Origin of the sequence: Sphingomonas ginkgonis (assembly GCF_003970925.1) — a bacterium.
GTDB lineage: Bacteria > Pseudomonadota > Alphaproteobacteria > Sphingomonadales > Sphingomonadaceae > Sphingomicrobium > Sphingomicrobium ginkgonis.
This window is the reverse complement of record NZ_RWJF01000001.1, coordinates 2271417-2294252: the sequence shown is the minus strand read 5'-3', so window position 1 is coordinate 2294252 and position 22836 is coordinate 2271417. Positions and strand designations below refer to the sequence as shown.

The window sequence follows — 22836 nt, the reverse complement described above, 5'->3', positions numbered from 1 at the left end:
GCTTTCTAATTGCTCGTTCCTAGAGGTGGCCGAACAGCATCTACGCGAAGCCTTACAGCAAGTTGATGCTTCGCAATGCCAAGCCCACATTGGGGCACGAATTCATGAAGTCCTCACCTTCATTGCAGAGGAACGCAACCGGCTTTCGTTAACGTCATCTTACTTGCCAGATCAACCTGTTACGGCTCAATCCTTGTCAACCGCACCGTAAACCACAATTCTGCTCCAGTTTTTTGTCGTTTGAAAGGCCTCTAACGAGCTCGTCTACATCGACCGGGCTTTCAAAGCATCGAACATCTTGCGCCTGCCGTCGCTGGAGATCGTGAAGTAACGTTCCGAAAGCAGGCAGGCTGCACCAGACGTTAGAACCAACCCCTCAGCAACTAGGTAGTTCAGCCAGCGCTCTGCGCTTGAGGCAGAGACTCCGACGTCGCTCGCGAGTTCAGTTAAGCTCGAACTGTCACCATCTTTCAGCAGTAAGTTTAGAATCAAGTCCCAAGCCACCTCGCCGAACATCGCCCGAGGTAATGTCGTCAATCGCGCCTGTCGCTTAAGCAACTCTTGGCGAGCCTCGTTCTTCAAGTCAGCCCGGTCACTCGGGTCGGTAGGTAGGGTACTGCCGTCATCGTCGTTGATCATCATAGGATTCAACTCCGCTCCCGGTCTTTGATCGTAGGTGTTCGCCTGATGCTGCACGTAGATGCAGGAATTGGTTCAACGCTCGGACAGCCGCACTAACGTTACGGGAAGGCCGTCCAAAGGGCGACAGTTGGGCCACCAATACCATCGCGGCGAGTAGCCGGGGTCGAGCACAACCTCGTTTCTCTCTAAGAGTTGAGCGAGGAACGACTTGGCGTGCAGCATGGCATGGTGAAGGCCAAGGCACATGTGAACTCCTCCTCCGAAAGGGGTCCACGCAAAGCGATGACGATCTGGTGCCGGGAGGAGGAAGCGGTGCGGATCGAACTGCTCTGGATTCCGCCAATGCTCCGGCAGCCGATGCGTTAAGAGGACATTGGTCGCAGTCGGAGTCCCGGCTGGAATCGTGATCCCGTTGAACTCGAAACGCCGAATGGCGCGGCGCCAGATGATCGGTGCCGGCGTATTCAGTCGAAGAGCCTCCCGGATAACCGCATCGGTAACCGGCAATTCCGAGAGCAGTTGCACGTTCGCATGCACGTCATTTTTGTACAGTCCTGCCGCTCGGCACTCCGATCGGACCTGAGCCTGCCAGTCGGGTTCTGCTGCCAGAAAATAGATCGTTGAGGCCAGACACGAGGTCAGCGTGTCGTGCGCCGCGGCTAGCACGAAGATCAGGTGATCAACGATCTCCTGATTGGTCAAAGGGGTGCCATCGTCATAGCGAGCGATGCAAAGCTGCGAAAACAGGTCGTCTCCGCCACCGATCCTTCGCTCAGCAATCCGAGCATTGATAAATTTCTCGAGGAGGCGACGGCCAGTACGGCCACGGTGGAGCGAGCTGCCGGGTAACCAGCCGGGCAAAATGGCCACGGTAGCCGAGACCAGCGCCGTGAACGCCAAGCTGAACTCCTGTGAGTCCGCTCCTGGCGAGAGCCCGAGAAAGCCCAGCGCAGCGGCCTCGAGCGCGACCTCCCGCAGTTCCCGATAAAAAAAGAGGCGGGTACCGCTGACGCGATCGATCATCGCTCTGGTCTGGTTTTCGAAAATCTGGAGTCCCGCAGCGACCAAATCCGGCTTAAAAGCGCTTCCAACCGCTCGTCGGTGTACGCGGTGATCTTCGAAGTCTCGCAGAAGCAGCCCGCCAGGAAAAAGAGGGCCAAGTACCCGCGACCAACCATGGGTAGCAGAGAAGTTCCGCTGTGAGTCGAACAGCAGAAGTTCGCTGGCCTCCGGCCCCACTAACTGGACGTTCCATTCGCCAAGCGCATAGAAGCGGTGCACTGGTCCGAACCGCTGGTGCATCCTCTGCGCGAATAGCAGCGGATCGGCTGCTGCTTCAGGCAGCACGCCCACCCAAGGCAAGCCCTTCTTACCGGGAATATGCTCCAAGTCGGCGGCAGCGGGGGCGCATAGAGGTGACCCGAGCGGTCTGGTGACTCTTGCAAGATCGCGGATCTTCGACGCGCGTCGAACGTCGACTGGCGCGTTCATGCTGCGAGCCCTGGACGAACAATGTCGCTGCTTACCTGGAGAACGGGACCAGCTAGACCGCCGACGGTCTGAATTCGTCGGAGCGTGGCGACAGACACCCGGCCGGATCCAGCCACGGCTTGGGTTCTACCAATCTGCTGGGGTTCGGCGAAGCGCTGGAACTCAAGACCAGCCCGAACCCCAACACGCTCGAGCCGCAGATCCGTGACGGTTAAAACCTCGCGCCAACCAAAGTGTAGCCCGAGTTCGAGCAGACCGGCGAACAGCTCGATCGTAGCTTGACCAATGCCCGGCGAACGGCGGTCTTGACCCGCTTCAACCGCAAAGCGCGAAGATTCCCATGTCAAAGGATGCTCGGGGCACGGGCTCGACCCGAGCAGGCTGGGAAAGGTGCGCGACAGCATAGTGGGGCCGGTGCTGCAGAGCAGCCTGGCACAGCCCTTTACCTCACCGGCGCGGTCGAGCTGCAGGAGATAGATGGGAGCCATCGCATCATAGTCGTCGATCTCGAGATCGCCGACGGTGGTCACCTCCCAGCCAAGTCGCTGGTGAAAGACGCGGAAGCGAAGGCGATGCATGGCCGCGAGTAGGTCGACATATTGGCTACGATGTTGGGGAAGGACGGCAAGGATCATAATCAATCTCCGTTTGATCTCGGAGATAGACGTCTTTTTCCGTTGATCAGCCTGTCACAAACGACAGTTAGATCACGCCCGCACACGTTGCGCTGACAATGGCCTGACTAAGGTTGACCGCACCCAGCTTGGCGCGGGCGTTATCAAGATGAAAGCGGACCGTCCGCGGGCTAAGCTTGATAGTCCGAGCCGACTCCTTGGTGGTGAGACCTTGCGAGGCAAGCGCCAGACAGAGCCGCTCCCGCTCCGTCAGCATCGGCCGTTCGGCAGGGGTCAGAATGCGTTCTATGGCGGCATGAAAGTAAAAGGAGGCAAGATGAAATTGTGACTGCATACGCGCGACCTCCCGCTCGAACTGTCGCCAAGGGAGTGGGGAGGCGAAGGTCATGGTTGCGAGGTGGCCAAGACTGCTGCGGATTGGGACTGTGTAGCCGGAGCGTATCCCGTGCGCTGCCGCGCGCTCGAACAGCTCCATCGTCGTACCGCGGCTGGCGCTCGCCAGGGGAAGATCCAGGCTCCAAGTAATGGGCACGGCCGATGTCGCTGCTTGGAGGACCACAGGATCCGCCGAGTAAAGCTCCGCCGCCATATATTCGGTGATCCATGCTGCCGGATAGCTTCCCGCTCGGAACGGCACCCTTTCCTCGCCTGGCCCTCGCTGAAACCCGAGATAGGCGAAGTGAGGGGTTTGGGCTGTCAGAAGGTAGCGCAGAAAGCTGCGGACGGCGGCCTCCTTAGAGTCCGCCGACCCAAGCTCGTCAACAAGCAGCTGGAAAGCGTCCATGGAGCGCTCGCTATCGCTCGCCGCTACGGCAAGCAATGATGTTACCTCTGAGAGGCCTAGTCAGCGGGAGGAACGCGGCACGACGGGAAAATGATGGTAGCAGGTGAGATGGTTCAGCATTAGGCCCGTTAAAGCCGTTGCGCTGCGCTTCAGGCAGCGCCTGTAGGGACGGTCAAGCTAAGCCCAGCACGCGGCTAGGTATGGTGGATAGCTGACCGTCCGCTTTAGGCGTCGGGTCGCGCTTAGCGGGCATTGACATTGCCGCTTTTAAATGCCGCCGCATAAGTGACGCCTCGGAATTTTCGGTGCCAGTCATTGTCGAAAGTTCGCTACCCGACTGGAAAGCAGCTTCGCAAACACATCAACGAATTCGGGAACGACCAACACTGGGACGAAGCCGCCATTCCTCCAGCGCGGTGAACGGCAGCTTTAAGTGACTTACCGACCCGCGAGACGCCGCGTTCGTCGAAGTAAACCATGGAAAAGCGATTGGAGGCATCGTCGCTGCCGATGATCGCCACGCCATCGGGGAAACGGGGATCGGCGACCTCGTTGCGCATGATGATGAACGCGCCGTCATTGTACCATGCAAACGACGTACGACCTTCGAGGCTCTGGCCAGGAACTAGCGGATGGGTACCGCTGGTTCGCCAATCACCTAGCAGGAATTCTAACGGCTTTAATGCCGGGTTGTGCATACACGCCCGCCCACCAATCAATTTTGGCTCGATCATAGCATTTTACTCGTTGCCGCTGAGGCAGGTTCCAAGGTGGCGAGCCGGCTGCGACGCGCGTCGTGTCCGCCGCGTCCAGCAGCGCCTCGCTGCCGACCAAGCACAATCATCGGCGAATCGCCTCGCATGCGTCGACGCGTACAAATAGCAGACTCGAAGAGGGGACATCGCTCGGCGCTTACGTCGGCAGCCATACTACATCCAAGATCGGATCTGTAAGCCCCAGCAAAACATGTCACCGTTGCCCTGTGCTTTGTCGATAGTGAGCGCTTACCACTGGTTAGTGAGTTCGCAAAACGACATTAGCATAGAGCCCCTTACACTCTTATCCGCTTAGAGGCTTGCAATGGCGATCCGGAAGTCTCCTCGTCCGATCACGCGTTTACGAGCGAGAAATGCACTCAGTACTGTCCTATAGACAAAAAAATGCTTAGCCTGGTAATGTATTCTCGTCATAGTTAATTGGTATAACTCCAAATCTGTACTTGCTACTCGATCACGACGTTTCATTTATTATTAGAAAAAGTGACCTCGGCGATGGCCATCGCCATATCGGCTCTCCTGAACGGCTTCACGAGACGCGGCACATCAGGAGCGATGCCCTCCAAATCTGCGTAGCCAGAGATCACGAGAGCTGAAAGATCAGGTTGTTCGGCACGCAAGTGCCGGATCAACTCGGTGCCCGACATTCCCGGCATGAGATGATCGGTGACCAGAAGGTCCAGCGCCAGGCCGTCATTGATCAATAGCAAGGCCTCTTCGGCTGAACTTGCCTCGATGACGACGTAGCCCTGCTCGGCCAGCATGTCGCTCGTCGAGGCGCGCACAAGGTCCTCGTCGTCGACCAGCAGAACTGTCCCGAACTTCTCGAGGTTCGGCTCTACCAGAACGGCTTCGGGAACGACCGAATTCTCCTGGCTGGCCGGTAGCCATAATTCGACGGTCGTTCCAAGCCCGAGCTTGCTTCCGATCGCGATTGCGCCGCCAAGCTGCGCGGCGAGCCCGTGAACCATCGACAGGCCGAGACCCGTTCCCTTGCCGATTCCTTTAGTGGAAAAAAACGGCTCGGCCGCACGCGCCATCGTCGTTTCATCCATCCCACGGCCCGTGTCGGACACAGCGATCCGCACATATTGTCCCGGCGCCAGGTCCGCGCGGTGGCCTTTGCTCACCTGCTCGACGGCCGCGGCGATCGTCAGGCTACCACCCTCCGGCATCGCGTCGCGCGCATTCACGGACAGGTTGAGCAGCGCCATTTCGACCTGGTTGGCGTCGGCCTGAGCTGGCGCAAGGTCGCGCGCGACGTCTAGCTCGACGTGGACGCGCGGGCCTGAGGTGCTCGCAATCAGGTCGGCCATCCCCTCGATCAGCGATCCCACGTCGACCGCTTCGGGCTTGAGCGGCTGGCGACGAGCGAAGGCGAGCAGCCGCTGTACCAGTGTCTTCGCCCGTTCCGCGGCTTGTAGCGCACCATCGATCAGCCGACTGACAAGTAGAGAAGTTCCGCGGTGATCTCAGGAAGACATGAACGCTGAACTTGTCCGTTCAGAGGTTTGTAAATGCTGAAGCAACGAAAAGCGTAGAAACCAATATTTAGTTTTTTTGGGGGTCACGCGTCGAAAGCTCGAACATGTCCTGTACGGGTCGTCCAAGCGTTGCTGAAAGTCGCAATGCGAGAGTTGTAAGAGGAACGTAGATACCGCTCTCTAGCGCGTTGATGGTCTTGCGAGAAACGCCGACCCGATCCGCCAATTCCTGCTGCGTAAGCCCCGCAGCAACGCGAAATTGACGCACGTGGACAATTAGCTCAGCCATCAGTCCGCTCAAGCCACGCGAAGTAGAAGCCTGTTGCCACGATTGAGCCTGAAAGTGCGGCAGGTGTGGACCATGGAGCTAATGAAATAAAACCTAGGCTTGCAACTGATGCAATGGCAAGTGAAAGTACGGCTAATGTCATGCAAAACTTGGCGGCCTGACACTGGTGATGACGGACGTATTCGTCATTTACTAAGGCACGCTGATCTCTCGTGAAACGGAACCGTCCAGGTGTGCCGAACACCCACAGCATTGAACAGGCAAGCCACACCAACCATGCAAAGGTGGCAAACCGCGACTGAGTTCCATAGTTCAGCACTGTGACAACCGAGTAGACGAGCGCTGCAAGGGAATTACCGGCGACCATTGCTGAGCGGCGCGAAGCGAGTTGCTGAGGGCTCTGCATCGAAAGCATCGACATCTCCTGTAACAAACACGTTACATGTAACGAGTTTGTTATAGGCCTGTCAAGGCTCGCGCAGTTGGCTCCAGCTTGTCCGCTAGATTCGTAAAGCTAAACGCAAGCTGCGGTGAGGAGCGAGGGCAGTGAAGTGAATGTGTTCCCCACCGCGGTCGCTGCGAGCCGGTTGAGCTACTCTAAGACATCACCCGAGATGATCCGCCCCGCGGCCAGGTAAACGTTCTCCATCACAATGCGTTGAGATGCTACGGCTCGAGTGAGACGACCACGACGGATGAGCAGCACTCCTTTTAGGCGCCCATGCGTGTCCTTGGCAAGACCGACTGGCAGGAGTGATCTCTTTATCTCGCTCCGGAGACAAACACGCCCACACCACAATGGCTCTATTATTGCTCGGGTCAGGTGCTAGCTGTCACTAAGTCGGTCAGCAGACAAAGGTGCCACTTGGATGAACCGAGACGTAAACCGAGTGGTGCTTAGGGTGATAGTCCGCCGGCGTTGGTGGCAGCTCTGGAAGCCGAAAGTTGCCGTCCATTATGAACAGATTGGCAAAGCAGCCACTAAAACGACAAAGCGATAACGCAAGCCGCGGCTATCGCCAGTCTGTCCGACAAGGCGCCGACGTGCCCATGGCGGCCTAGAGGTAAGAAGTTGGGAACCGTAAAAATCCGGTGGTGCCTCCTGCTTACTCGATAGGCAAAACTCGCAGCGACCAAGAATCGCGTACTCACTTGGGGGGCTAGGCCGGGGGGCCATTTGAAAATGCATGCGCTGATCTTCGAGGAAGATGCGCTCGTAGCGCTGTCGGTCGAACACGCTGTGGGAATGATAGGCTTCGACACTGTCGATGTCGCGACCGACCTCGAAAGTGCAATCACGCACTACGAGCGCCGTATACCCGATCTTCTCTTTGCGGCTTACCGCTGGGACGATGGTTGGAAGTGCGCTGATACACTCGCTGCGTTGGCATCGGCATCAGTGCCGACGATCTACCTTATTACCGATCCAGGTCAGAAGATTGATCGACAGAAGGGTTCGGTGGTGATGGAAAAACCGTTTACGATCGGCGATCTCGTGCTCGCGGTAGCGGAAGCGCGCGCTGATCGAATGTTCGAGCAGGAGCTTCCAGCCTTGCCGTCCTGTCTACGACAGCTGTGACCTTCTCAAAGAAGGAAGTGCGTCCATCGCTTCCGAAATCTTTGCGGCAGCCAGCAACAAATCGCCCGTGCTGCACACCTGGAGTGCATCAATTAGGAGCGCCCGAACGGTCTCTGGCCCATCAACGCTGGGAGATTGAAGCTGAACGACACTTCTACCCATTTTCGCCTCTTGGGTTGCGGTTACAACTGCGCGGCTTGGGTGCGGTGCATACTAATCGGGCGAGGCGGCGGGCGAGATCGTATTTGTACGAGGACAAGGGCTCCACCCGTTAGCCGAACCCCGCACTGCGGTTAAGCTTAGCTATCAACAAAGGAGTAAACGGCGGACCTCATAAGGCTTCTTGATCGAGGGCCAGAGAAGCCGAGATGCACTTTGGAATACGTCAGGGTGGCGGACGCCGACCTGCGAAGCGAGAAGCAACGCCTCTTCCGGCTTTGCTTACGACACTTGGGCGCACCTACAGCGTTGAAGCCGTTGACCTGTCCATCACCGGTGCCCGGTTGAGAGGAGATGACCTTCCCGAGATCGGTACCGAACTTGAGCTAAAGCTCGAGTCCCTAAACGCCTTTGCCGTGGTATGTTGGCGCAAAGACACCGAGTGCGGTCTTGAGTTCGATCTGCCGCTCAGCGGGCCAGAGATTGCCGCGCTTTGCAATGATGTCGCCCGATCGGCATGGATGCCAGCCGATGTTCGACAGGCGTTCGACCACTGGAAAAACGGCTTTGCTCGCTAGAGCGTTGCGAAAATCATCTCCTCGCTCTCCTTTGTCTTTAAGATGAAAAACGCAAAGACGAAGGAGGGATCGCAGATTATGCAGCTTGAGGTTGTTCGCCGAGATAAGTGATCGAGTTGCGCCGGCACAAGTGGACAGGTTGCTGACCAAGCCTGCCGCGATCTCTCGTCCGACGAAGCGGCGGAACATCGCAGCATTCGCAGCGGTGCCACACGGACTCTCTTGTCCTAAAAAATGGGCGATCCGGCATGGTAACCTGCCGGACCGCCCCGCTACGCCCCCTCGCGCGTCGCGTCGTAACCTTCCCGTAATTCAAACTTTTAGTCAAGCTAAGTCGGTTAACCGACATTGCTAGTGGGAAAGCGGCCGAAGCGGCCAGCACCTAACTGAAGACTGCTCCTCAGACCGCTGCATATCCAATTCGAAGGCACCTGTATCGATCGACCGCAACGAGTGTGAGCGGGGAAAGAGGTTGAAGGGATTGCATCGCCAATCAGCCACGATGACGAACGTAATACGGTCGACCGCCGGGCTCGGTCGCGCTTTGCCAGCGGTGCTTGCTCAAGGTGACGGATCGCCGCTCACCAGCCAATAGGGGAGTGGTGGTGCATTATCCCTGACAGTACCAGCTGAGGTTCTAGGCCCTTTTCCCGACTGGAGTTCGCATGGTGGCGTCGGCAGAGGTCACTCGCCGACAGCGCTCGGTCGGACCTGTGGCCTCTTTAAGCCCCAACCTCCCGGAGACCACAGGTCGCGGCCGGCGGCTGGGTCGATCAGGTGACAAAAAGGCTGAGCCGCTGATGGAAATTGATCCCGGTCTTCCGTCAGTGCTGCCGCAATAGTCTCGGCGTCACGCTGCTGTAGGGCAAGCCTCAGGCGGCGCTCGTAGATGAGCAGCATAGTGCGATGGGCTGCTTGCGCCTTAACACACGTAGCCCCTTGAACGAGCGCACGCTCCTCTTTGGCCCGTCGCTCCAGATAAAATATCTCGGCATCCATGTCGGCCCCCACCGCTTTGGATGCGAATCGCATACCATAAATTGACCAAACCCGGTATCGATTTTGCTTGTTTTCCGCCGTTTCTGATTGTGCTAAATGGTTTGTGCCGGCCAGGCCACACCCAACTGGTTGACCGAACCTGCGGCGTTCTGAAACTCGACGGGGTGGAGGGGCGTCGCAGGCTACGGCTACTTGAGCGGCCGTCTGTCCTCCACCAGTTCAAAGGCGTGCTTGCCGCAAAGCGCCTTCTGATCGTGCAAAATCGTGGCGCGCTGATCGCAACCCTCCCGCTCACAAATCTAACGAAAAGATTGCTCCTCCATTGCGCGAAGATAACACAAGCGGGCTGTGCGCCAATACGGTTGTTTGCTTTTGGTACTAGACCATCTCTCTGCTTGCGCTTTGTATCACTAAGAGCAAGCTCATGAGCGTGGCGATGGCTTCCAGCCAGTTCCCCGCCACAGGCACTGGGCATCTTGCCCGCCTCCCAGACTAGGCCCGGCGTCACGCGCGCCGGGCCTAATTTTATCACCTATGAGCTGGTTCCCCCTCCCACCTCCCGGCGTTTCAAGCTGTTAATTTTCCGGTAGTTGAAGCTCTACAATTACTGCGGCATTCTCAGGAAATGCACTTGGACTTGCCCAACTGGCAGCGCGAGACGCGCTATCTCGAGAAAGTCATCAGGCAGTGCGCGCGCATGGCCGAGAACCATCGGAGATCCGCCGAGACTGCAAAGACACCAGGAGTTCGGCGGCTGTACCTTCGGAGGTCCGAGCGGGAGCTTCTGCTAAAGGCCGATCGAGAGCGAGAGCTCACGGCATTGCTGGCCGACCAGTCGGGCGTCGATTACAGCTATGTGGCACTTTCGATTACCGCCAGCGTCGCCAGCTGAGGGAGTACCACTGTCCGCACCAGGCGTTGTCCGCTGCGCCGACGGCAGCCCACGAGCGGCTCTAACGAACAAGGCCCCAGCGCCTTCTCAGCACTAGGGCCCTGTCTGACTGCTCGCTCGCTTCAAAGGGGGGGATGTACGAGCGAACAATAGAATAACCCGCCGCTTACTCGCTTGTTCCTACAATACTGCGGACTTCGCACGCCTAAGCCTCAGGCGTGAGTATCATGGTACGGCCGCGGCTTGGATCTCCGGAACGCCGGGCATGGCGACGCTCTCACATGCTTCGCCGGCTTCGACTGAAGGGGCTGGACTGCTTTCGCAGTTCGATCTTAGTCCGTACTCGAACGGGCTGCCAAGTCGCGATAAGCTCATCGATCTGAGGCCGCCAAAAGCTCTGTTAGAGCAAATGCACCCTCCGCTAAGGAGGCGCGGCTAGGGGAGGCGCATGCCTTGCGCTGTGTCCCTGCTAGTCCGTTCCGCTACTTCAAGACCTCACCCGAGGTGATCGGCTTAGCGGTGCTGAGGTACTTTCGCTATCCGCTCAGCGTGGTCAACGTCGAGCGCCCTGTCCGAGTGGCAGGAGCTTGTGAGATAGGGCTGACCATCAAAGACCAGCCTTCGCGCAGCAGAGACACTCTCGCTTTTGTCTGACACCTCCGACGAGATCTATGTCTGACATGCACGATCGGCCGCCTTGCAAACTTACCCGCTTCGAAGTCTTAGCCCAACATACAGCCGACGTGGTGGTTGTCGCTAACGGCGGAGGGTCTGCTTACGGCAAGTCCAAGCCGCCAGCAGTCCACTTGGCAAACGCCTGCCTCTAGAAGGTGGGCAGGCGGCTTTGAATGCAGGCAAATGGGCGTTTGGGGGTGAGCAACCTCGATGAGGAGCGAGCGCCTGCAGGAAACGGTCACTTAAGCCTAAACATTTGACTGCGTTCCATAATAGCTTCCCGAATGGCGGCGAATGGTTCTGGTCGAGGCCTGCAAAGGGCAATGATAGACACTGTCTGCTCTAAACACCGAATCGAGTTTCCGGCCGAATTATTACTCGGGCATGCAAATTTGACAGCTTTCTGCTACACGAAAGTGTCGACTCGTGGCGTTTACAAACGGTCCTGAGGAGAACAATAATGCTTCGAAAGGCTCTGATATACGCTTTTGCTGCGATGGCTCTTGGCACCTCGGGTTATGCTCTCGCCGCAACGCGGGGGACCTACTCGCCCGCAGATGTCCGGAAGTACTGCAACGCAATTGGCGGAGAGCTGCTCGGTTTTGACGAGCATGGTCACTATGGTTGCGATGGCGGCCCAGACCACCAAATGGTTCTCTGCAACAAATCTCATAAATGCGTGGTTTATCGCCAGGCTAATCGCTCGCAGGTCCTTCGAACAGAGAAGCTGATGCAGCTTCGACCTCGTTGAGCTAACGCGGCAGTCCTTCAATTAGGAGGAATCACGATGGCAATTCCACGCCTAGCCTTCGTTGGCGCGAGCCTTTTAGTGCTTCTGGGAATCATTAATACACCTGTGCAAGCCGCTCATCGGCAAATTGGCAGATATACTGAGGCTGAAGTAAAAGCTTTTTGCCGGAATATGCATAACGCTCAATACCTGGAAAGCCTGGGTGTTTACGGGTGTAGATGGATACTTGAATCAAAGCCATCCGGAGTTATCTGCGACGATAACGGATGCACCTACAGCACCCCGAAAGGTCGCGTCGTCCAGAGAAGTCGAACGACGCTTCGGGACATTGCAAGCGGGCGATATTAGACGAAGCGGCTCATTCGCTTCCATCCCGGTTCTGCTGCTAGAAAGCTACGTAAACGAATAATTACTTATAAGAGCATGAAGGCGCCTTTGAAAGATGGAGTTGGGTCTTCATGGCCGACGGCTTGTTCATCTAAAGAACTCATAAACCGCTATTCGGCGGCAACTGCGGCCGACTTACGCCTCCGGCGCTTGGATTCAGGCTGTCCTGGGGCCGCCTTGGCAACCGCACTTTCATCGGCATCGGTACGCCGCTTCCGCCCCAAGCCGATCTGATGAGCCGTCTCGCGGCGCTTTGCGGAATAGGTGGGCGCAACCATCGGGTAGTCTGGCTTCAAGCCATAGCGCTCACGATATTGGACAGGTGTTAATCCATGGGTCGAGAGATGGCGCTTTAGCGTCTTGTATGGCTTACCATCGATCATCGAAATGATGTGATCTGGTGACGCCAGCGAGCGGCGCGCCGTTACAGCCGGGGTATAGTCGCGTTTGTCTCCGGCTTGCTCGCTTGGCGTCGTCGGCGCACCGCAAAGGTCTTGCACCGCCTTGTGCATGGTCTGAAGAACTGCCGGCACTTCGCTCGCGTGTGCCCGATTGTTGGGGTTCGATAACCAAGCGATCGTCAGCTCGGTGGCGAGTTCGACCGCATCGAAACTCTGTTCGTCTGCCATGCTTAATTCCAGTGAAAAACAAGAGAGATGAAAAAATGTGCACTGAGGAGGCTCAAACGAGCTTTATCGAGTGCTCCGTCGTTTTCGAGACAATCGTATCTAAAGAACTCTTTGACATCAAGTCTGAGGCGTCAAACGGCGTAAGTGAATAGGGAATTGGTTTGAGCGACTGAGCGCTTCCGCGAGTGGCCAGCCAAGCATATGTTGCTGATCACAGCAGATCGTTAGCTGAGCGATCGACTACGTAGACTTATGTGACCGACTGATCAAAGTTTGTCGGTGAGAAGTAGAGCGCTGCGTATGTTACCTGAACAGTGTGCAGAACGAGTAGGGCGGGCGCCAGGGCTGATGGCGCGACTATCTTCGAGCCCATGTGCGCATGATTGCCAAGAGCATGGCCCTGAGGTCGCTCGAAAGGCGCTCTCCGAAGCTTGGCCACGGCGCGGCCTTTCCACCAGCAAATTCCTGTCATCCTTCCGCGGATGGATGCTGCAAGCGCACCGAACAACAACACTCCTGGAGCGACCCAGAGTAGCAGCACGAGTAACCAAAGAGGCATAGCGGCTCTCCTTTCCGGTCACTGAAAGCTAGCCACAATGAGGGTCGGCGAAAGGAGGAGCGGGGTCTCCGTTCAACAATGGGACGGGTCAAACCATGTTGAGCGCGGCGGTCGACCCGGAAGTGTGTTCGCGCGCTTGCACTCTGTTCGATTCCAAAGCTGCCTGTGGTAAGATGTTTAGGTTGAGCAAGAAGGTCCCCATGTTCCCGCCGCCTGTCCATATCGGCGCCCTTTTCCTGAGCCTCGCCGCCGCGGTCCCGCCGGCCTCCGCTGCCCCCGAGCCGCCGCGGATTGGACGACCGCAGCCGGCGCCGGACCGGCCCTCGACCATCGCGCCGCTGCCGCCCGCCAGCTACGACCCGGCGCTTCAGATCGGCGGCACGGACGTCAAGGCTCGCAAGGTCGAGACCCGGCTCAGCGTCGACGTTCTCATCAACGGGCGCGGACCCTATAAATTCATTGTCGACAGCGGGGCGGACACCTCGGTGGTCGGAACCGGGCTGGCGGGGCAGCTCGCCCTTCCACTCGGGACCCCGGTCACGCTCCATGGAATGACGGAGAGCGCGCTGGTCGCGCGGGTCAAGGTCGCCTCGTTCACGCTGGGCGGGACGACCGTGCACGACCTCGAACTGCCGGCACTCAACGAGGGCGATGTCGGCGGGGCGGGCATGATTGGGCTCGACGCGCTGGTGCAGCAGCGTTTGCTGATGGACTTCGACAAGAGGCTCATCAAGGTCGAGGACGGCCGCGCCGCGATCCGCGCGCTGCCGGGCGAGATCGTTGTCGTCGCCCGGCGCCGGCGCGGGCAGCTGATCCTGACCGCGGTGCGGGCGTCCAGCCAGCGGCTCGACGCGATTATCGACAGCGGGAGCGAAGTGACGATCGGCAACATCGCGCTGCGCGACAAGCTGATCCGTAAGCGGCGCGCGAACGTCCGGACCATCGACGTGATCGGCGTCACCGGTGGAACCATGCAGATCGAAATGGCGATCGTCGACGAGCTGGAGATCGGGCCGATCCTGCTGCACGACGTGCCGATCGCTTTCGTCGATGCGCCGCCGTTCAAGCTGTTCGGGCTCGCCGACCAGCCCGCGCTCCTGCTCGGCACCGACCTCATGGAGCAGTTCCGCCGCGTGTCGCTGGACTTTTATCACCGGAAGGTCCGTTTCCAGCTCCGCCGCTGCGCCTCGCAGGGAATTGTCATCAGCACCAACCCGGACAACTACTCGCGCATCTCGGGCATCAACGGCAACGAGGCTTGCCTGCCTTAAGGCGAGGGAGCGATGCGTCGCGTGTAAGCGGTCTGATGTCTTCTCGTGCCACAAGCGGACGACCGTTCGGGAGCGGTGGACGCGATTATTCTGCGGCCATCTTCAACAGCTCAATTTCACGCTTCATGCGTGCGATCTCGAGTTCATAGAGGCGCGAGCAGTCGAGCCGTTCCGGACGACGGCCGAGCGGGATGGTGACCCGAGCATAGCCGAGCGCTTCTGACGAGTGGCCAGCGTCCGGACCGGCCAGCGGCGCGGCGTAGCTAGACTGGTCGCGACCGGTTGACGAACTCCCCGCAACGCCCACGTCGACATAGGCGCCGCTCGAGTTCATGCTTTGGCTGCAGCGCGTTCCAGACGAGGTTTCGATGCGGTCCTCGCCGCCCGATCCGGTGGGCGCAGGCGGAAGGTAGAAGCCGCCGGCCAGCGCGGGTGCGCTAGCCGCGAACAAGCAGGCGGCGAGCATTGAGTTTCGAGCAGACACGGGCACGGACGGTCTCCGAGGGGAGGGGGGCACGCTCCGCGCAGACACGGAAGCTGTAGTGTTCACCCGGTTCAAGGTTCCGGATAATGATGAGGATCTGTCGGCGCATCTGCGGCCCGAGCCGGACGTCGGACGGAAAGATGGTGACACGCCCCTGGGCGTTCTCATCATCCGCGCCGATGGCCGAAGCTACGAACCTCTCCTCGCCCTGGTACGGGTTGCCCAGGCTCAGGTAGAAGGCCTTGTCCGGTCCATCGGTGATGCCGCTCTTCGTAAGCGGTCCGAGGCTGACCGCCGCCGCAGGCGGAGCAGCAAGAACCGCCACGCCTGCGCAGATCATCGACGGCTTCTTCATAGCTGCGAACAGGTCACGACGCTGGTCAGCGCGTAGCTGCCGCCGGCAAACCCCTCGGCACTGCTGATGCGGCCGTGAACGGTGAAGGTGTCAAGCAATCCGGTTTCGCGAAAGCTGCTGCTCCCGGAAGTGTACACCTGGCTCGCACCATTGGCGCTCGTATAACGGATCTCGTCGGTGTGCGTGGCCGTCCAGTTGGTCGGCGCCAACGTTACCGAAGGAGCGTTGAACGTGATCGTGGGGAAGACGCCCACTGCCGCAACGGCCATGACTGCCGCTGTGCCGCCACTCTGCTCCGATCCGAAGATGGTGCCGCTGGTGGCGGGAGCCAGGATGCCCGGCGTAGTAAGGCTAAGCGTGCAACTGTTGGTGAGTACGCCCGTGAATGTCACGTTGGCGGCCTGCGCCGGAACGGCGGCAAGCAGGATCGTCACCGGCAACGCCAGTGTGATGATACGCATTGAAGATACTCCCTGACGACAAATGGCCAGGTTTGGACGCCTAGGAGGAGTGACGCCTTGCCTGCTCTCGGGCGGCGGTTGATCGTTAGACCTGGCTGCCTTCGAGGACTGCTGGCTCGCATGTCAAACGTAACAGTGAGCTTAAACAGTCACATTGGTTTGAAGAAAATCAAGCGCTTACGAGATAGCTCAAACCAGATCGGCGCGAAAATGGTGAGGAACTTTTCTGCAGAGCGATCAAGCGGCTGCTTCTGAACGTCCACATTGTTCTTCTCCAAGGCTCGCCAAATGACCTCAGGAGGGAAGAATGGAAGACCGCGGCCAGAACTCGGTGCGGTGTGCGATATACACCAGAAAGAGCACGCTCGTTGGTGCCAGCCAGGAGTGGACGTCTCTCGAGGCACAACGGGAGGTTTGCTCGGCCTATATTCGCTGCCACGCGCACCTTGGTTGGAGTGAAGTGTCCACCCTCTATGCCGATGAGGGCTGGTCGGGCGGCGATCTCAACCGCCCAGCCTTGACGCGCCTGCTGGCCGATATGGCAGCGGGCGAGATCGACGTCGTACTCTTCTACAAGATTGATCGGCTCACCCGGTCCCTCGCCGACTTCGTGCGTCTGATGGACGGGGTGCAGCGCCTCGGCGTGGCGTTCGTGAGCGTCACGCAATCCTTCGATACGTCGACCAGCATGGGTCGGATGGTCCTCAATATCTTGCTCACCTTCGCCCAGTTTGAACGGGAGATGTTGTCCGATCGGGTGCGAGACAAGCTGCTGTCGATGCGTCAGCGTGGGCTTCATGTTCAAGGCCCGCCACCACTGGGCTATGACCGTGTGCAAGGTCGCCTGGTCGTCAACGAAGCCGAGGCCAAGCTCGTTCGAACCATCTTCGAGCGCTACCAGGAATTCCCCAACGCCCATGGGGTGCTCCGCCAGCTCCAGGCGGAAGGCGTCCGCTGCAAGCAGATCCTCACCAGAAAAGGCAAGGTTCGCGGGGGAGGATTGATTGAGCGCGGGACGATGTACTCAGTCCTAAAGAACCCCGTCTATATCGGCTTCATCAGGTCTGGAACGGAGTGGTTTCCGGGCGTTCACCCGCCGATCGTGGAACGGTCGCTGTGGGACAGCGTGCAACAACTTCGTGCTGTCCGAACCAAGGCCAAGGTTCCTTGGGATCGCGGTAAGTTTCTGCTGCGAGACCTGCTGCTTGGCGATGATGGCCGACGCTACTACTGCTCCGAGCGCGGTGGCGGCGTCCGCTATTATCAAAGCGCCCCCAAGTCCCGCCGGGATCCCTGCTCGCCGGGTCTGGTTCGGGTCAATGCGGACGAGACCGAACGACTGGTAGTCGTGGCGCTACGCGGCCTGCTCGATGATCGAACCCGTTTAAAGCGTCTCCTCCTGTCCGGTCAGCCCCGTCCCTCCGATAAACACCTCGAAGACGCCGGGTCGGTTGCCTCTCAGCGGGTCGACATGATGAACCGAACGGCTTTGAGAGAATGGCTCGTAGCCGTTCTCGATCACTTGGTTGTGACCGTGACTGACCTGAGGCTCTACATCTCGATCGCTGCCCTCGAGCAGTTTCTCTCGTGGGACGGCTTTGGCCATTTCCAAGTTCCGGTGGAACGACAGAAGGGTGAGCGGCTCTACCTTTTGAGCTTGGATGCCCAACTCACCTGTGCGCATCGTGATTTCAGCTTGCCCGTGCAGCGCTCCGGAAGAACCGGGGCACCCAATCGCAAGCTGGTGAACCTGCTTCGCCGTGCGCTTAGTGCTCAACGTTTGATCCTTGAGGAACGGGAGACCTCGCCGGAGGTCCTCGCCAAACGCTTCCGGCTTAGCGTGAGTGCATTCCATCGCCTGTTGCGCGTCAACTATTTAGCACCCGACATCCGCGCCGCCATCTTGGATGGGCAACAGCCTTCAGGGCTGAGCGTGCGTGACCTCATGTACAAGCCCATGCCGCTCGACTGGACGCAGCAGCGCCGCTTCTTCAAGTTCACCGAAATCGATGGCGCTAGAGAGAGCAGCCCTGTCGATGTTGGTGCCGTCATCACTTAGGGCGGGCTCTGGCCGAGGCGAGGCCGCATATGACCAGAGCAGTCGGTTATGCCCGACGATGGCTCGGGGAACTCGAGCAACGCGCGTTGCTGGGGCCAAGCGGCTGGTAGTCCGCAGTAGAGTAGCCGATCGCGCGTGAGCGAAGCGGGCTGGCAGCCATCGAGAATGGCTGCCTGGATGTCAGGCGCTAAATAGGTGAGGCGGATCAGTCGGGACAGATAGTTGACGCTCATGCGCTTTGAAGCCGCAATCTCCCGCAGATCGTCAGCGCGCCTGCGCATCACCTCGGCTCGCAGCTGAATGGCTTTGTTGAGGAGAGCCACCAATTCAGGGTTTGAACGCCGATCCTCGTTTGAACGAGCATTCAAGGGCAACCTTAATCGAGCATACGGACCCTGCAGATAGGCGTTCACGGTCACAAGGTGAGTTCGCTCACCATCTTGCGCTCGAGATGTCAGTAGGTCGGCGAGGGTATGGGTCTCGAGCAAGCGCTGGATGGAGGAACAGCGAACAAACAAGCGCAGCTCGGAGGTACTGATTTCAATCCGGCTGAGTTGGTCACGCAGGAAGCAACGCTGCTCCTCTCTGGTCAGCTGAGCCAGTCGCGCCCGAACCGCAGCGCAGCGGTGGAACAGGTCGCGAGGCTCATCGACATAGCTGCCGATGCAGAGCAATGCGCGCCTGACCTCGCTATGATCGTCATAAAAGGCGATCAATGAGGCGAGCGTTAGTTCCTCGACCCGCTCTGCCCGCACTCGCACGATCGGCAGATCTTCAAAGGGGCGTTTGGTTTTCACCTGCGAAGCGTAGGACCGATAGGCGCGAGGAGATACGCCGGTGGCATCGGCTTGAAGCGGTCGACCATGTTCGTCGAAGAGCAAACCGCGAAGGAGATTGCGCTCGGGGTCCCATTTGATCCGCGGACGGGCGCGACGCTCCCGCCAGTTCTGTACCTCGGTCCACAAGGCCTCGTCGATGATGGCCGGATGGCGAGCAGGATATTGTCTGCCGCCGTGAACAACGCATCCGCGATAAACGGGATTGTGCAGCAGCTTGTACAGGTTGAAAGCGGTGATCGGTCCTCCACCCTTGCTTCGCCCGTTACGCAGCGTCCAGCGCTTGCTGCGGATCCCTTCGGCGCAGAGTGTTCGCGCAAGGTCCTGGATCGTTGTGCATTCTTTGACGCGCTCGAAGATGCGCACGACGGTTCGAGCCTCGGCGTGGTTGACGACCAGCTGCTGATCGACCTTGTCATAGCCGAGCGGGGGAAGGCCGTGGATGTAAAGTCCGCGCCTTCGCATCACCTCGAATTTATCGCGGATCCGATCGCCCATCATCTCGCGTTCGAACTGGGCAAAGGTGAGTAGGATATTCAAGATCATCCGGCCCATGGTGTCGCTGGTATCGAACGACTGAGTGACGCTGACGAACGACACCTTGAAAGGCTTCAGAGCTTCCATCAGCCGGACGAAATCTGCCAACGAGCGCGTCAGCCGATCGATTTTGTAGAACAAGACGACGTCAATCCGGCGCTCACGAATATCGATGATCAGGCGCTGCAAGGCTGGCCGCTCAAGGGTGCTGCCGGAGAAACCTCCGTCGTCATAGTCGGTCGGAACAGCGTTCCAACCCCGATGTGCATTGCACTGTATGTAAGCGCGGCAGACCTCTCGCTGCGCTTCGAGCGAATTGAGGTTCGACAGCAGCCCGTCTTCGCTGCTCTTTCGGGTGTAGATCGCGCAGCGAATAGCAGGTGTTGGCAGATCGTTCATGGAGCCTCTCCCGCGAGGAGAGCCGGACGCCAGCAGCGCCAGAACATGAAAAGGGCCGGCGCGATCGCTCGCAACCGGCCCACCATCCAATCAGCGGCACGCTGACCAAGTAGAAATATGCCTTAAACCATCCGGTCGATCAAGCCGGCTTGGAACCCGGAATGCCGCACTTGGCGAACTTACCCTTGGCGTCCTTGCAGCGCTTCGGGGCTGCCTTGGTCTCGGCGCACTTCACGAACTTACCTTTGCCGTCGCGACACGGCGCCGCAAAGGCGGGGGGAGCCAGCAAGGATGCGGCAGCGGCAAGCGTAAGAATGAAGCGCATGTCAAGCCTCCATGAAAGTAGCTGTAAATTGCAGCCCACAGTGGAGGCAGGATGTTAGTTCGAAACTGAATGGAGGAAAAGCTTCGTTCGCTTACGCCAACATAGGTCGGCGCCGACAGAGGTCTGCAGGTGTAGAAGAACGACCTTTCGAGATTGATCGCGATGGTTGGCCGCGCCTTTCCTTCTGCCCCGTTCGTACGGTGCGCGATCTACACGCGCAAAAGTACTGAACGTGGCCTCGACCAGGCAGTCACCTCGCTCGATCTGCAGCGCGAAGTTTGCCACTCCTACATTAAGAGCCAAGCTCATCGCCGCTGGCGCGAACTGCCGGGGCGCTATGATGACGGCGGTTACTCCGGAAGCACCTTGGCAAGACCGGCGCTCGCCGCGTTGCTTACGGACATCGAGGCGGGCCGAGTTGATCTGGTCGTCGTCTACAAGATCGACCGACTAACCCGTTCGCTGCTGGACTTCGTACGCCTGATCGACGTGTTCGAACGGCACGATGCCACCTTTGTCAGCGTGACTCAGAATTTCGACACCTCCGACAGCCTCGGGCGTCTCATCCTCAACATCCTTCTGACCTTCGCCCAATTCGAGCGGGAACTCATGTCGGACCGCGTCCGCGACAAGAAGGCGGCTTTGCTTAAAAACGGCCTCTTCGCTGGGGGCCTTCCGCCATTTGGCTATTTGGTTGAGCCGGGCGGACGGCTCGTCATCGATCCGGAGCGGGCACCGCTCGTCGCAGAACTGTTCGAACGGTACGAGATCACGCCTCTTCGTGAACTGGTTAGAGATCTCCAGCAGCGAGGTATCACAACTCGGCGTTGGCGGTCGAAGTCGGGCCTGGATCATGGCGGACAGCCGATGACCGCGGCCACGGTCGGCAAAATCCTCGCCAACTCAATCTATTCCGGCCGAGTGAGGCGGCACGGTGAATGGGTCGAAATCAACGTTCCGCCGCTGATCAGCTGGGAGGCATGGAACCGAGTTGATCTCCTTCGACACCAGCGCGCTCCAAACCGGCCGTCGCCCGACCGTTTTCTCGCCGGCATTCTCTACGACGAGCTAGGGCGGCGCATGGGAACAGTCACCGCTGCGCCCGGCTATGCGGTCAAGGAAGGCTATTACAAGGGGCAGGATGGCACTGTCAGATGAAATGCACCGACCGGTAAGGAGGCGCGGGTAGGGGAGACGGATGCCTCGACGCCGTGTTCCATCCAGCCCATTCCGCTACTTCAAGACCTCACCCGAGGTGATCCGCTTGGCGGTGATGATGTACGTTCGCTATCCGCTCAGCCTCCGGAACGTCGAGGATCTGCTGCACGAACGAGGGATCGACATCTGCCATGAGACGGTGCGCTATTGGTGGAACCGCTTTGGCCCGCTCTTTGCCGCTGACATCCGCCGCCAGCGAGTGAACCGCTTGCGGGGCTTCCGCCAGTGGCGTTGGCACCTCGACGAGATGTACGTGAAGGTGAACGGCGAGATGCGCTTCCTGTGGCGTGCCGTAGACCATGAAGGCGAGGTGCTCGAGAGCTTCGTCACCAAGGAGCGGGACAAGGGCGCGGCACTCCGGTTCATGAAAAAGGCGCTGAAGCGCCACGGCTCGCCGGAGGCGATCACCACTGACGGGCTGCGCTCCTACAAGGCCGCAATGACCGAATTGGGCAACACGAGGAAGCAGGAGGTTGGGCGCTGGGCCAACAACCGGGTGGAGAACAGCCATCTGGCGTTTCGACGACGAGAACGGGCCATGCTCAGATTTCGGCAGATGAAGAGCCTACAGAAGTTCGCCTCTGTCCACGCCAACCTCCACAATCACTTCAACGCCGAACGTCACCTCGTCAGCCGGTCCGACTTCAAGCTCCGCCGCTCGGCCGCCCTGGCCGAGTGGCAGGGGCTTGTCGGATAGGGCTGGACATCAAAGATCCAGCTACGCGCAGCAGAGACGCTTTCGCTTTTGTCTGACACCTCCGGTCGCTCAGTTGCCTTGACATTCACATTCCGTCAGCCGTCCTGTCCCGCCTAAGCTGCTGATGTGTCAAATCTGGGCGGATCACTGTGACTCAACTTCGAAGACAACGGCCCCCGGATGAACGACAGAAAAGCGAAAAATCGTTGGCTTTCCTTAACGGTCGTCATCGGGCGAATCTGAACGAAGGGCCGCTTACTGCGTGCCTCGCATTGGACCTGAATGTCTTAGATGGGGCGCTAAGCAGACCTCCGGCGCCGCCTGAACGGGCGTCGGCTTTCCCCCGTCTTCACCCAAAAGCAGTCGGTCCGCTAACCACCACCTGCCGACGGTCGGGGGCATATATGACAACTGGTAGGCGTCAGCGTAAGGTCGTCACCGCTGCGGATCCGGTTCGAACGTCCTCTGGAGCTGAACTGTAGCGGGTGCAGACGCGCCAGCACCCTTCCATTCGCCGCCACACATCGACCAAGAATAAGGGACCCGTACGAGGGTCGCCATCGATCTCGGCCTTGAACTCAGCGATCGAGGACATGGCAGCAATGCCGTCGCCAAGATCGCGAACTTGCACGTCTCTGTATCTGAACTCGCTGGCCCGATAACGCGTGCACGCAGTGTTTAGCCAATTCGTCCGTTCGAGCCGATGGTTTGGAGTTGCCGACACGATCAGTGCGAAGTCGGGGGCTAGGAACTTTTCAAGCGTGGCCGCATCAGACCTCACCCAAGCCTGCATCCACTCGATTGCGACTGCTTCGATTTGCTCATGAATATCGCTCATTGGGTTAGGTTAGCTTGCCTTGGGATCTCCGCAATGGGTGCTGAACA

The 22836-nt window shown here is 58.9% G+C and carries 22 protein-coding genes and 1 pseudogene; 8 read left to right on the top strand and 15 right to left on the bottom strand.

Annotated features, from left to right (window positions below):
* Positions 1-264: 264 nt before the first annotated feature.
* The 8 genes from HMF7854_RS11185 to HMF7854_RS11150 form a co-directional block, all read right to left on the bottom strand.
* On the bottom strand, positions 265-642 hold the full coding sequence (locus HMF7854_RS11185; protein ID WP_126719167.1) for a helix-turn-helix domain-containing protein: 378 nt from the start codon (positions 640-642) through the stop codon (positions 265-267).
* Positions 643-714: 72 nt separating this feature from the next.
* Entirely contained in the window at positions 715-2133 is a 1419-nt protein-coding gene (locus tag HMF7854_RS11180; RefSeq protein WP_126719166.1) for a cytochrome P450, read from the bottom strand.
* Entirely contained in the window at positions 2130-2768 is a 639-nt protein-coding gene (locus HMF7854_RS11175) for an acyl-homoserine-lactone synthase (RefSeq protein ID WP_126719165.1), read from the bottom strand. Before HMF7854_RS11175 ends, HMF7854_RS11180 begins: the two co-directional genes overlap by 4 nt.
* Positions 2769-2835: 67 nt before the next feature.
* Entirely contained in the window at positions 2836-3552 is a 717-nt protein-coding gene (locus tag HMF7854_RS11170) for a helix-turn-helix transcriptional regulator (protein WP_126719164.1), read from the bottom strand.
* Positions 3553-3881: 329 nt separating this feature from the next.
* Positions 3882-4286 (bottom strand): hypothetical protein, encoded by a 405-nt coding sequence (locus HMF7854_RS11165; protein WP_126719163.1) that lies wholly within the window; start codon positions 4284-4286, stop codon positions 3882-3884.
* 506 nt (positions 4287-4792) lie between these two features.
* Complete coding sequence (locus tag HMF7854_RS11160) at positions 4793-5665, bottom strand: ATP-binding protein (protein ID WP_239016946.1); 873 nt, start codon at positions 5663-5665, stop codon at positions 4793-4795.
* 214 nt (positions 5666-5879) lie between these two features.
* Complete coding sequence (locus tag HMF7854_RS11155; RefSeq protein WP_126719161.1) at positions 5880-6101, bottom strand: helix-turn-helix transcriptional regulator; 222 nt, start codon at positions 6099-6101, stop codon at positions 5880-5882.
* On the bottom strand, positions 6094-6516 hold the full coding sequence (locus tag HMF7854_RS11150) for a hypothetical protein (RefSeq protein WP_126719160.1): 423 nt from the start codon (positions 6514-6516) through the stop codon (positions 6094-6096). The genes HMF7854_RS11155 and HMF7854_RS11150 overlap by 8 nt, the downstream gene beginning before the upstream one ends.
* A gap of 768 nt (positions 6517-7284) precedes the next feature.
* Between HMF7854_RS11150 and HMF7854_RS11145 the strand changes: the two genes are divergently transcribed.
* From HMF7854_RS11145 to HMF7854_RS16285, 4 genes and pseudogenes are all read left to right on the top strand, one after another.
* Positions 7285-7680: a hypothetical protein gene (locus HMF7854_RS11145; protein ID WP_126719159.1), complete on the top strand. Its 396-nt coding sequence runs from the start codon at positions 7285-7287 to the stop codon at positions 7678-7680.
* A gap of 368 nt (positions 7681-8048) precedes the next feature.
* Entirely contained in the window at positions 8049-8417 is a 369-nt protein-coding gene (locus tag HMF7854_RS16290) for a PilZ domain-containing protein (RefSeq protein ID WP_126719158.1), read from the top strand.
* Between the two features lie 1630 nt (positions 8418-10047).
* Positions 10048-10308 (top strand): hypothetical protein, encoded by a 261-nt coding sequence (locus tag HMF7854_RS11135; RefSeq protein ID WP_126719157.1) that lies wholly within the window; start codon positions 10048-10050, stop codon positions 10306-10308.
* 453 nt (positions 10309-10761) lie between these two features.
* Positions 10762-10872 (top strand): annotated as a pseudogene (locus HMF7854_RS16285) (IS6 family transposase); the annotation flags it as partial.
* A 1359-nt stretch (positions 10873-12231) separates the two neighbouring features.
* On the opposite strand, the gene HMF7854_RS11125 reads toward HMF7854_RS16285, so the two are convergent.
* Positions 12232-12750 (bottom strand): Ros/MucR family transcriptional regulator, encoded by a 519-nt coding sequence (locus tag HMF7854_RS11125; RefSeq protein WP_126719156.1) that lies wholly within the window; start codon positions 12748-12750, stop codon positions 12232-12234.
* Positions 12751-13509: 759 nt separating this feature from the next.
* Between HMF7854_RS11125 and HMF7854_RS11120 the strand changes: the two genes are divergently transcribed.
* The gene (locus tag HMF7854_RS11120; protein WP_185829257.1) at positions 13510-14580 is read left to right on the top strand and encodes a retroviral-like aspartic protease family protein; all 1071 of its coding nucleotides are present in this window, start codon (positions 13510-13512) and stop codon (positions 14578-14580) included.
* 85 nt (positions 14581-14665) lie between these two features.
* Here the strand turns inward: HMF7854_RS11120 and HMF7854_RS11115 are convergent, their stop codons facing one another.
* Genes HMF7854_RS11115 through HMF7854_RS11105 form a run of 3 tightly spaced genes read right to left on the bottom strand, consistent with a single transcriptional unit; the run spans position 14666 to position 15880 of the window.
* A complete protein-coding gene (locus tag HMF7854_RS11115; protein ID WP_126719154.1) occupies positions 14666-15046 on the bottom strand; it encodes a hypothetical protein in 381 nt (126 codons plus the stop codon).
* A complete protein-coding gene (locus tag HMF7854_RS11110; RefSeq protein WP_126719153.1) occupies positions 15018-15419 on the bottom strand; it encodes a hypothetical protein in 402 nt (133 codons plus the stop codon). The genes HMF7854_RS11115 and HMF7854_RS11110 overlap by 29 nt, the downstream gene beginning before the upstream one ends.
* Positions 15416-15880 (bottom strand): hypothetical protein, encoded by a 465-nt coding sequence (locus HMF7854_RS11105; protein WP_126719152.1) that lies wholly within the window; start codon positions 15878-15880, stop codon positions 15416-15418. The genes HMF7854_RS11110 and HMF7854_RS11105 overlap by 4 nt, the downstream gene beginning before the upstream one ends.
* 307 nt (positions 15881-16187) lie before the next feature.
* Between HMF7854_RS11105 and HMF7854_RS11100 the strand changes: the two genes are divergently transcribed.
* A complete protein-coding gene (locus tag HMF7854_RS11100; RefSeq protein ID WP_126719151.1) occupies positions 16188-17939 on the top strand; it encodes a recombinase family protein in 1752 nt (583 codons plus the stop codon).
* Here the strand turns inward: HMF7854_RS11100 and HMF7854_RS11095 are convergent.
* Both HMF7854_RS11095 and HMF7854_RS11090 read right to left on the bottom strand, forming a co-directional pair.
* Positions 17936-19711 (bottom strand): recombinase family protein, encoded by a 1776-nt coding sequence (locus HMF7854_RS11095; protein WP_126719150.1) that lies wholly within the window; start codon positions 19709-19711, stop codon positions 17936-17938. The genes HMF7854_RS11100 and HMF7854_RS11095 overlap by 4 nt on opposite strands.
* A gap of 139 nt (positions 19712-19850) precedes the next feature.
* Positions 19851-20036, bottom strand: coding sequence for a hypothetical protein (locus HMF7854_RS11090; protein ID WP_126719149.1), 186 nt, complete (start codon positions 20034-20036; stop codon positions 19851-19853).
* 162 nt (positions 20037-20198) lie between these two features.
* Between HMF7854_RS11090 and HMF7854_RS11085 the strand changes: the two genes are divergently transcribed.
* Positions 20199-21194, top strand: a complete 996-nt coding sequence (locus HMF7854_RS11085) for a recombinase family protein (protein ID WP_239017039.1) — start codon at positions 20199-20201, stop codon at positions 21192-21194.
* A gap of 40 nt (positions 21195-21234) precedes the next feature.
* Entirely contained in the window at positions 21235-21951 is a 717-nt protein-coding gene (locus tag HMF7854_RS11080; RefSeq protein WP_126719147.1) for an IS6 family transposase, read from the top strand.
* Between the two features lie 421 nt (positions 21952-22372).
* Here the strand turns inward: HMF7854_RS11080 and HMF7854_RS11075 are convergent, their stop codons facing one another.
* A complete protein-coding gene (locus tag HMF7854_RS11075) occupies positions 22373-22789 on the bottom strand; it encodes a nuclear transport factor 2 family protein (RefSeq protein ID WP_126719146.1) in 417 nt (138 codons plus the stop codon).
* Positions 22790-22836: the final 47 nt, after the last annotated feature.